We start from the raw sequence: 11948 nt of genomic DNA, 5'->3' as shown, positions 1-11948 counted from the left end.
AATTACGCTAGAACTAGGCAAAAATTTTTGTATCTAGTTGTTCTAAATAAAAAATTTTTAACGACGTTATAGTGGAATTTAATTCGTTAAATTGATCAAAGATTTATGCAGATTGGTATAACTACACGCCTTGCATGTTATGGGATCACATTATAAATAAGTGCTGATGCGCTTAAATTATTTGAATCCTTAATATAACGATATTGTTTTTTCCAAAACCAACTACCTGTAGTTTTATCAAACGTTTTAAACCCTACGTTATCATCGGCTACATTTACGTTGTTCATCGCTATCGTTACATTACCTTTACGCTGCGCGTTATGTATTTCGTTGTGGCTATAACTGTCACTCATCATCATTGGATAATGGTTTGGCATAAAGCTGTTTACCGCATCACCTTGCGATTTTAAACGGCCATCAGTATCAATACTTTGGCTACAACTTCCAAATGAGCGAGCTGAACTTGCACCACATGAAGAATGCGATGCAACAACCGAATCATCATTGCCTTTTAAAAATCCACCTGTTAAACCTAAATAAGCATTACCATCGGCAACAAAGCGTAAACGAGGTGTACGTGCATCAGGAAATGGCGATATTTTGCGGGCATTATTCACTTTTAAATCGTGTAATACACCAACGGCCTCGGTTACATCACTCCCTAGCCACCATTTGAGTGCGGCATCGACCGCAAAGTTCCATGATGCGCCAGTTAAAGCACTCACTGCTACATCAGCCAGCTCACTTCCACCACCCGCGCCTGCTAAATCAAAGGTAGCCACAATATTAAGCGGCTCTAAGCCTTCGTTTTCTAACCAGTTTTCTTGATTATCAATAATATGGCGTGCAACTAAGTCGCCTGTTGAATGCGTTACAAATACACAACCATCACTGCATAAATTAGAACGTGATATTTGCTTTAATTTTGGCCACACCCAATCGGTAGCAATTTTACCTTCAATACGTTCATACGCAGGCCAATCAATTCGCTCATCTGCGCGATTATTCCAGTACGATTGCCAATATGTCTCACCATCATTAATTACATCACTTCCAGATTTATTGGTTATTTGCGAAGTTTGTAAGCCATGAATTAATATAATTTTGTAGTCTTTACTCGCTGCAGAAAAGCTCATTAACATAGCTAATCCCGCACCGAGTATGTGGCTTGGCTTAATTAATGTGTGTGTGCGTTTTTTGTTGTTCATACAATTCCTTAATGTTGTGTACTTGATATTTTATTATCATTTAAGGTATTCATGTTGGTTTGCGTAAGCTTGTCAGCCTAAGCGCTTACTAGTATTAGGAACAACGGACAAAAATGCAACAATTTATTATCATTTAGGAGGGGGTTGAAATTTATTTCATACTAATTAATGACTTAATAAAGCTATACTTGTTAAATTTGAAATTATTAGATGGTTTTCAAGGGGGATATTGAGGTAGTAAGACTAAAACGAGCACCATTAAAAGTGCCCGTTTTAGAATAAGGACGAAGCTAATCTAACCGTTGGCTTTAAGCTCACTGGTAAATTGCCCGATCGCATTCACAACTTCTTGTGCACCTTCTTGAATTTCCTGCATTACATCACCCGATTTTTTAGATAATGCTAAGCCTTGCTCTGCTTTTTCTTTACCTTTTTCTATTACAGCCACAGTATTTTGTGTTTGTGATTGATTGCGCTGTACCACTTCTACAATTTCTTCTGTTGCTTTTGAGGTACGCGATGCAAGCAACCTTACTTCATCTGCAACCACAGCAAAGCCTCGCCCTTGCTCGCCAGCTCTAGCCGCTTCAATTGCCGCATTTAGTGCTAATAAATTTGTTTGCTCAGCAATACTACTAATGCTTTGTACAATACTCGATATTTGTTGCGACTGCTGATCAAGCGCTGAAATTTCATTTGCAGCTTGCTCCATGTTAATAGCCAACTCCGTCATTACAGCAACCGTATCTTGTATAACGCTCGCGCCTTGTTCAGCTTTTTTGTCTGTTTGAGTTGAGGTGCTATAGGCAATTTCGGCAGCTTGTGATATCGCAATTTCTTGATTTACTTGATCAGTGATAACAGTCGCAAACTTCATCACTTTATAAAGCTCATTAGCATCATTAGATATCGGGTTATATGACGCTTCTAGCCAAACAATATTGCCATGCTTATCAACTCGCTTAAAACGCTCTGCAATAAATTGTCCTTCTCTCAATTTAGTCCAAAATTGCAAGTACTCTTGGGAGTTTGATTCTGACGGTTCACAAAATGTACGGTGATGTTTACCTAATATTTCGCTTTCTTGATAACCCATTGCCGATAAAAACTGATCGTTTGCTTTTAAAACATGACCCTCTAAATCAAACTCAATCACTGCCATAGAACGGTAAATAGCTTTAATGGTATCGCTTTGCTCGCGAGAAGCCGTAATTGTTTTTGTAAGCACACTGCCAAATACAGAAAAATAGAGCAACTGATCTTGCTCCCCTTTTACTGGATGTACTATTAAACGTAACCATTCAGCTTTGCCGTCGCTGCGCATAACTTGTAATGCACCGCCCCAATGCCCTTCTTTTTTAATGGCTTGCTGTAGACTTTTAAATTCTGCAGATTGACGAGAAGATTCAGTAATAAAATCACTAAAAGAATTATTACTTAAGTCATCTTCGGTGTAGCCTAAATTACTTAAAAATTTATCATTAGCGTGCGAAATTCGCCCATCATAGAGGATATTAAGTACTAGCATCTCTCGATAAAGCCCTTCCCATACTTGCTGTAATGGGTAAAGTTCAGCTTTTAAAGACGCTATTTCATTTTGTTTATTTTTAGAAAAAAACATTAATATGCCCACTAATACAATCAATATAAAATTAATTTTAGTATAGGAGACATTTACCATAACGCGATAAATAATAAGAGTTTTAACCGCAACTACATATGAACACTTATATAAGTGAAAATGTACTTATCCAATAGCTTCGACGCAACGTAATCCTCAAGTTTAAAACTTTAATCTCTCATACAAACCTGATGCCCTAGATACGCTTTTATTCATTGCTAGTTGCAGTACTTTTTTGTCAGCCACCAGCTCAAAGGTGTTTTTAGCACGGGTTATTCCCGTATACACTAATTGCCTGTTAATACCCATGCGCGCTTGTTTTAGCGGTGGCAGTACCATGGCTGTGTAGCTAAACTCTGAACCTTGTGATTTATGAATAGTCATTACATAGACTTTATCGTGCGCAGGGAGTCGTGCAGGCGAAAATGCTCGTTGATTACCTTGCTCATCAATAAATATAGCTTTGAGCTGATTACTTTCATCGGGCATTAAAATACCAATATCGCCGTTAAATAACTTAAGCTGGTAATCGTTTTGGCTCACCATAATAGGCATACCCGTATAGTGGTGAGTATTAGGACTAACAGTTATTAAACCTTGCTGTTGCAACACGCGCTCTATTCGCTGATTTAAGCTATGAACGCCGTAATCGCCCTCTCGTACCGCAGCTAAAAGCTGATAACTAGTAAAAGCAGCATGCACCTGTGCAACATCTGCACCTTGGGCAATTAAGTTAAGGTATTTTGCATAATGACTTGCTGCACTTTTAACGAGCTTTTCAATCGGTTTTGCGACAAAGTCGTAATCTAAAATTACATCGTTAAAGCGCCCTTCAGTACTTTCTTGCTCAACGTAATTTAAAATACCGGTGTTGTTGGTGTTTACCGCCAGTGCGAGTTGACCAATACCGCTTTGTGCATCAAACCGATAACTGTGCTGCAAAAAAGCAATGCAATCTGCGAGCTTAAATTCACTCTTGTTTTGAGCTGCTAGTTTAGGCTGATTATTGAAACATAAATTATTTAGTTCATCACAGCGTGCTTGCGAATAGCTTGGCGTTTGCCCAAGTGTTAAACCTTGGCATAAATCGCTCATTACACTGCCGGTATCTACCGAGGCAAGTTGATCTTTATCACCTAAGAGTATTAATCTCGCGTGCGCAGGTAACGCTTCTATTAATTTAGCCATTAGCGATAAATCGACCATACTGGCTTCATCAATAATGAGTACATCTAAATGCAGCGGATTACTTTTGTTATGCCTAAATTTGTTTGTGAACGGTTTTACGCCGAGTAAGCGGTGAATAGTTTGAGCGCTTTGCGGGATTAGCGTTTTAATATCATCTGGAATCGTTGTGAGCTTATCTTTAGCGCCCAAAATAGACTCACTTAAACGCGCGGCTGCTTTACCAGTAGGAGCCACCAGCTTAATGCTAAGCGGCGCCGTTTTATAAAGCGACTGTAAAATAGCCAGTAACTTAGTTACTGTGGTAGTTTTACCTGTGCCAGGACCGCCCGTGATCACACTAAAGCCTTTAGTTGCAGCAATTGCGCACGCCACTTTTTGCCAGTCCGTTTCAATGGTTGAATCAGCAGGAAAATAGGTATTTAAAAGCTCAGCCAATACTTCATTATTAATATTGAGCTTACGCTCGCTCATATCTAATAATCTATCCGCGAGTGTTTGCTCATAACCGGCAAGGCGCGCAAAATAAAGCCGGTCGTTAAACAGTTGCAGTGGTTTACTCTCGCCTACACTTTCATGGCTTTGTAAATAACTAAGCGCTGTGTGCACGTTAAAATCATCATTAAACGGGCTTAGCGTACTGGGTACATTACCATCGAGTTTATTAAAGTCGCCTTTGCGCAAGTTAAAAGGATTACTCCAATCAACTTCATTTAAGGTTAAACAACTGTGCTGACTTTGCTGCGATAAGCACAGCAGTAAAATAATATAAAACAATTCATTATGAACGTTTGATGCGTTATTAGTGCACAATAGCTCAGCGAGTTTTACATCAACGACACGTAGCCGATTTTCAGCTAATAGATACTCAAGTAACGGCACTTCGGTAATTGTATTCTTTATTGCAATGTCTTCTTGTACAGCATCTGGCGTTGTATTGTGTGCTACAACGGATGCTTCATCATTAAGCGTTTGGTCAATATCGTCAAACAAGCCAGGTTGCTCATTTAAATCGCTCATAGCATGGCTCCTTGGCTAAATAAGCCATCTAAAATAATCACTTGTTCTACAGTTAGCTTTTTAAAGTACACGCCTTGCCCTGCCGGCATTCCTCGTAAAAAGGTGTAATACACACCACCTAAATGGGTTTCTATTGAGTAATCGGCTATGCGTTGCTTTAATAAACGATGCAGCGCTACGGTGTAAATTAAATACTGCAAATGATACTGATGGCTGCTCATCGCTTGCTCAAGCATATCGCCTTCGTAATCAGCTGGCGTACTGCCTAAATAATTAGACTTATAATCTAAAATATAATATTTGCCTTGGTAGCAAAATATTAAATCGACAAAACCTTTTAATAAGCCTTTTACCTGCGAAAACTCAAGCTTACTTTGCGTAAAACCAAAATGCTTAACCAGCATTTCGTTTAGCTTAGGTGCACTTAAGCTCTCAAGGGGTAAATTAAACTCCATTTCGACTAGGCAATCATTGGGTGTAAGCACACCTAATGAAAGAAGGCTGTCTTCCTGAGAGCTTTTATCTAGGGGGCACGCAAGAACATCAAGCACCCATTTTTCAGCCACTTCTCGCCATTGATCACCTATGTGATACTTTTCAAGGCTGCGCTTAACTACCTCAGATAAGTTTTGCTCGGTATTGGTGGGGTGAACGATTGGGCTGGTAAAATCTATTTGTTCAAATATTTCGTGCAAACAGCTACCCGGTTTTGGCCCTTTAGGAAAACTATAAGGTGATGGTAGTTCGTCCTCTTGCACGGCAAATTCGTCTTTTTCGTGATCTTCATCACTTCGCCCTGGGGCTAATTGGTCGTTGTGCTTTTTAAAACTCAACGCACTAAAACTTGTTGCTCGCCAGTTACGCTCAATATTTGCCGTTACGCTATTAACACTTAACGCTTGCTGCGTACTTTTACTATTATTAAAGCAAAGTGTCCCCTGTTCTAATAATGTTTGTGAGGTAAATTGCTGATAGCTCATTGCGCTGTTAGCGTCGCAAAATTCACTTAAATGCGTGCGCCATGTTTGGCTACTATCGAGCTCAAGCCCTGCAAATAAAACATGCCCAAGTGAACTACTTTGTATAGCCAAGCGGCTACTTTGCCCTTGCCCAATATTATAAACACCAAGCGCACAAAAATGTACGGCGCGAGTAAGTGCTACATATAGCAGGCGTAAATCTTCAGCTAAGCGCTCTTGCTCTGCTTTTTGCAGGGCATCTTCGTCTTTACTTAAATCGTAAATTAGCTTGCCGTTATTGTGATACAGCGCTTCTTTTGTTTCGCGATAGCCACTGGCAAATGGCATAAATACCAGCGGGTACTCAAGCCCTTTTGAGGCGTGCATAGTGACGATTTTAACTAAGTTGGCATCACTTTCTAGGCGTACTTGTACTGTTTCGCCATCTTGCTGACTTACCTTTTGTGCAAACCATCGCAATAAACGCAGCGTACCTTCAAGCTCTATTTGTTTTTGCTGAAGTATTTCGCCCAAATGCCTAAAATCGGTTAACCAACGCTCAACGTTATACCCTAAACCTTGCCATTTAGCGCTAAGCTGATTGTGGCTCATTAAGCGCTCAAGCATGGCCATAGCGCCTTGCTTGTTCCAAATGTGGCTAAGTTGCGCAAAAAAGTTTAAATGCTCTTGCCATTTATTTTCATCATCGGCGAGCGCGTGTATTTCGTTATAACTTAAACAAAATAGTGGTCCAGCTAAAACACCTCGCAGCAGTGACTCGTCATATTGACCATGCAGCGCCGTTAAAAAGTTAAGTAGGTGATGGCTAAGCTCTTGGCTAAAAACGCTCTCGCGCGATAAGTACACGCTGGCTATTTTTGCTTCGCTTAGCGCTTTTTTCATTATTTGCGCTTCAACACGGTCACGCACTAATATACAAATATCAGCAGCGCTTACAGGGGTACTGCCAATACACGCATCCCCTTGTTTTGCTTTTTCAAGCAGGGTCACTATTTTATTAGCAAAATGAGTGGCTAAATGTGCTTGCCCTAGGCCTTTGTTGGTTGGTTTGTTTTTTTCGTCTGCGGCTTCATCCACAAATACATTAAATTCAAATGCGGTCGCGGGTTTGCCATCAATTAAAAAAGAGTCTTCTGCTTTTTTACCTTTCGCAGCTACTGCGTTAAACGGTATGGCGTCGTTATAAATAAAGCTGTTAGCGTGTTTGCCAAATAAGCTATTAACGCTATTGACTATATCGGTGCTTGAGCGAAAGTTAGTGCCCAGTGTAAATTGCTGATCAGTCTGTACAGCCTCTTTTGCGCCAATATACGTAAAAATATCCGCGCCCCTAAAGCCATAAATAGCCTGTTTCGGGTCGCCTATCATGGCAAGCGTGGTATTTTGTTGCCCATAAATTTTACTAAAAATACCGTACTGAATCGGATCGGTATCTTGGAATTCATCAATCATGGCAACCGGAAACAACTGCGCAATTTTTTGCGCCAGCACATCGCCTTGCTCATTGTTAAGCGCGCTGTGTAAATTGGTCAGTAAGTCATCGGGGGTGATCACACTCTGCTCTTGCTTGCGCTTAACTATGGCAGCTTTTACCCAGCGTGCAGCGTGTTGTATAACTGCTATTTTGAGCCCTTGGTTTATGGTGTTATTAAGTGCGGCAAGCTCGTCAAACTGACTCAGTAATGGATGCGTAAATAATGGCTGATTTTTTTTATAATTACCTGCATCGCTTAAGTTTTCGCTACTCCACACTTCAAACGAATACTTGCTGGTGCCAAATTCAAAAAACAAATCGCCGCCTAAACAAAATGCTTCAAGCGCAACAAGGCTGCCTTTTCGTGCTGGCGTTTTAGAACCACTTAAACCCGAGCCTTTAATAGCACCGATGAACTCTTGCTCTAACACCGCTTTTTTAAATGCGGGTACACGGGTTATATATTCATCGCGTGCTTTCCATACATCATCTAAATTTATTTGTGGTGTAATGTGCGCATTGGCTTTATTTAAAATACTCGCCACTTGAGAAAATAACGCCTCTGGTGCGGCAAATACATCTAAAATAGCATCGGTGCGTTCTTTATTAAGTGGGTATACAAACGCACGCCAAAAATCTTTAATGGTTTCGAGCAGTATGTCGCGCTCATCTAAAATAAATTCGAGATTAAACGCCACACCCGACTCAAACGCATGTTGTTTTAGCATTCGCTGACAAAAGCCATGAATGGTAAAAATAACCGCTTCGTCCATTGATTTAGCAGCTGCATCGAGTAAATCAAATGCGCGGTGTTTATCGTCAATGACGGCAATTACACCTTCAATGAGTTCATCGTTTGGGTCTTGCCCAAGCAGTGCGTCGCGCGCAGCAATAATTCGGCTGCGTACGCGGTCTTTAATTTCTTGGGTGGCGGCGTCGGTAAAGGTCACTACCAAAATTTGCTCAACACTGAGCGGCGTATTTAACTCACCGTCTATTTGCATACCTAATAAGTAACGCAAATAAAGGCCTGTTATGGTGTAGGTTTTACCGGTACCCGCACTGGCTTCTATTAAGCTTTGACCAATGAGCGGCATAGTTAGGGGGTTAAGCGCTTGCATGGTCACTCTCCTTTGCGTGCTCAAATAATGGTATGAGCAATTTATCGCTCCATTTTATAAATTCTTCTTGGCAGTCGTTTAGCGATTGCACCGTTAAGCGAATATACGGATTTTCGCCCTCGCCTCGCCCTATGTATTGTGGGCTAAATTTGCTCATTGCTTTTGTTATATCGCCGCCACTTTTAACGTATTCATAACCACTTACCGGAAAAAATGGCACGGGTTCTTTGCGCAGTGCTTTGTATAATTCAAACCAATCAAGTAACAATGCATCGGCATCAGTTTTATTAATTGGCGCAAAGGTAATTTGCTTATCGAGCCCAAGTAACAATGTTTCTACTTGTTGATCCATACTTTGCGCTGCAAGGTGATAAATAAAGCCTTTAATTAAATCTTTCGCTTTAATACTGGCACTGCGGTAAAACACTTGTTTTTGCAAATACACATGATTAAGCCAACCCTCTATTTTGGTGCCCTCAATGGTAAGCAAAACTTCTATCGGCTCACTTATTCCACCTTTAATGTGCTCTTTAACTTGCCCTGCAAGCGCGTCAACTCGGTGCTCCATACTCTCAAATATGAGGCTGCCTACATTGGCTTGAGGTAACTCACCCCGCTGCAGTATTTGCTCGGTACTCAGTGGTTGCTCATTTATATTGGCTTTAAGTATTTCATCAAGATAAAAATAGCGGCGCAGTGCATCTAAGCTAAATGGCTCTTCGTCTTTTGCTACTTCGTTAAATTGTGGTAGGCGTAAACCCAATGTTTGTTGATAAAAGCTCTCTTGTGCACTGCACACACTTCTAATAAACACATCGAGATCTAACTGCTCAGGCACAGCAACATCAAGCGCGGTAACTGGCTGTGGTTTAATTGACTCACTTGGCAGCCAAATAGGGTTGTAGCTGTGGTTGTTCAGCGCGCTATTAGTTTGCTCGCTCTTTAAGTAATACGCACTATTAAAGGGCTGTAAATGCTGCTGATTGATTAAACATTCTGGCAGCGTTTTTTCGCTTTTCTCGCTTAATACAAAGCTGCGCCCTATGTATTCTAACAGCTCGCTTACAAGGGTTGATGGCATGCGCGGTTGGTTATCAAAACACGAGCGACCAATGTAACTCATGTATAAGTTGTCGCGGGCACTCAATAGCGCCTCTAAAAATAAGTATCGGTCATCTAATTTACGTGATCGGTCACCTTTTTGCTTTTTAGAATACGGCACCAAGTCAAAACCAATAGGCTGTACATTGCGCGGATAGTCGGCATCGTTTAAGCCAAGCATACATACCACTTTAAATGGTACGGCGCGCATTGGCATCAATGTACAAAAGTTTACTTGGCCTACTAAAAACCGCTGCCCTACGCCTTTTTCTTGAATGCCTTGTTTAATTAAATAACTAACAATACGCTGCGAAACCGCTTTGCTGTAATCGCCGTTGTCGTGGTGCTTTTGTAACTCTTCGAGCACGTTTTGCAGCACTAATAGATCCCAGCTGTCGTCGCTTTCACTTTCGTATATCGCGTTTAATAGCTCGCTTAAAATATGCGCTTTATTAATGAGTGTATCGTCGGGCGTTAATTGCTCTTTAAAACTTTGTAGTACATCAATAAAGTGCACAAGCTTATTAAGCGTATCAAGTGCCATGCCCTCTACTTCGTCGGCGCTATAAATACCATTAAACGGGCATTGCTCGTCGCGCATGGCAATACCAAGCAGTAAACGGTTGAGCCCATGTTGCCAGGTATTTAAGTCGATAGCGGGTAAATCAAAGCTGCTTTTATGTTCTGCGTTTATGCCCCATTTAACGCCTACGCGTTCAAGCCAATATTGAATTTGCTCGTATTCGTGTGCTTCAAGCCCAAATTTTTCGGCTATTTGCGTCACTTGTAATAAATCAAGAATATCTGACACACCAAAGCGCGAAAACGGTAAGTTAGCTAAACTCGCAAATGAACTAAGGACAGGCTTTTCTTGCTCTATGGCTAAATCGGCTAGTGCGTATGGAATAAAACGGCTGCCTTGTGCTCCGCCAAATACGGCTTCAATGTAAGGGCTGTAAGTGCCTACATCGGGCATCATGACGATTATGTCTTTGGGGGTAAGCGTTGGGTTTTGATTAAATAAGTTAAGTAAGTAGTCGTGCAAGCGCTCAACTTCTCTGAGCGGTGTATGGCAATCGCTGAGCGTAATGCTAGTGTCGGCTGCGCTGATTGGTAATTTACCTTCGTCGTTTATAAACCACTCTTTGTTATCGGTTAGTGATTCGCCTTTAAACGCAAGCTGATAAATCTCGCTTTGTACTTGCCCTAGTAAGGTGTCGTCAAACACATCAATAAAACCGTCAATCCAACGGGCATCTAACTGTACAAGTTGCTCAAAATAGTCGCGACCTAATTTACCCCACGACGATAACAACGGATTACCAATAAAGTAGTATTCTTCATCTGGATTGGTTTGTTTTTTTTGTTGCGCTTCCACCAGCGGCATTTTAGCGTATTTAGCGCTTATTTTAGCCGCTGTTTTTTCATCTATAATATCGCCCCAGTAATGCTCACTCGGGTTAAAAAAGAATAATATAACCTCTGTTTTTTTACTCAGTGCTTCAAACACCTCAAGCTGGGAGCTGGCAATTGCCGATATACCAAATAAGCTAATGCGTTGTGGCAGTATGCTATTATCCATAGTTTCAAGTGCTGCCAATAATTGCCCTTGCATATTAGCGCGATGAAATTGGCTTTGCCCAAGTTCTTGGCTTAGTTTTACAATACGTCGCCATAAATCAGGTTGCCATGGGGCAATGGTTACATCTACATCATCAAGCTCATCTTTACCGCTATCCCACGTGGCTATCCAGTGTGGTCGGTACATTAAATATTGGTCATACACATCGGCTATTTTTTCGCACAGTGCAAAGGTTTTTTGACCGTCAATATCGCCCTCTAAATAAGTTTTTAGCGGCAAATATAATGGCTCATCAATGCAGGTTGGTAAAATTGCAAACAGTTTCCAAGCAAGGTTGGGTTTGTTAAATGCCGACTCTTTAGGGACATTTGGCAGTAATTGCTGATACAACTGCCAAATAAAGCTCGACGGCAGCGGAAAATCCACCTGCGCTGCGACTCCTAAGTTTTCGCTCAAACCTATTTTTAACCACTGCGACATACCCGGCGATTGCACTAGCACCACATCTTTGTCGAACGGACTTTGCAATGGGTTTACTTTTAACAGCTGGTGGAACTGCGCTTGCAGAGCTTCCATCCGGTTTGATTGAATAATATTTAGCATATAACACGGTCCTTGCTTGAGATAAAACCAGTGTAAGATATTTTTAATATTAG

5 protein-coding genes are annotated in these 11948 nt (G+C 41.1%); all 5 read right to left on the bottom strand.

Features of this window, described 5'->3' with window-relative positions; all coding sequences use genetic code 11:
• Positions 1 to 137 precede the first annotated feature (137 nt).
• The gene (locus GQR55_RS11860) at positions 138 to 1208 is read right to left on the bottom strand and encodes a hypothetical protein (RefSeq protein WP_166420771.1); all 1071 of its coding nucleotides are present in this window, start codon (positions 1206 to 1208) and stop codon (positions 138 to 140) included.
• 295 nt (positions 1209 to 1503) lie between these two features.
• A complete protein-coding gene (locus GQR55_RS11855; RefSeq protein ID WP_166420770.1) occupies positions 1504 to 2829 on the bottom strand; it encodes a PAS domain-containing methyl-accepting chemotaxis protein in 1326 nt (441 codons plus the stop codon).
• 162 nt (positions 2830 to 2991) lie between these two features.
• On the bottom strand, positions 2992 to 5034 hold the full coding sequence (gene recD / locus GQR55_RS11850) for an exodeoxyribonuclease V subunit alpha (protein ID WP_166420769.1): 2043 nt from the start codon (positions 5032 to 5034) through the stop codon (positions 2992 to 2994).
• Entirely contained in the window at positions 5031 to 8609 is a 3579-nt protein-coding gene (recB, locus tag GQR55_RS11845) for an exodeoxyribonuclease V subunit beta (protein WP_166420768.1), read from the bottom strand. Before recB ends, recD begins: the two co-directional genes overlap by 4 nt.
• A complete protein-coding gene (gene recC / locus GQR55_RS11840; protein ID WP_166420767.1) occupies positions 8596 to 11895 on the bottom strand; it encodes an exodeoxyribonuclease V subunit gamma in 3300 nt (1099 codons plus the stop codon). The genes recB and recC overlap by 14 nt, the downstream gene beginning before the upstream one ends.
• Positions 11896 to 11948: the final 53 nt, after the last annotated feature.

The sequence above is a fragment of the Pseudoalteromonas sp. Z1A8 genome, assembly GCF_011378855.1.
In the GTDB taxonomy this organism is placed as follows: domain Bacteria; phylum Pseudomonadota; class Gammaproteobacteria; order Enterobacterales; family Alteromonadaceae; genus Pseudoalteromonas.
The sequence above is the reverse complement of the archived record's forward strand: the minus strand, read 5'-3'. Positions and strand labels throughout refer to the sequence as shown.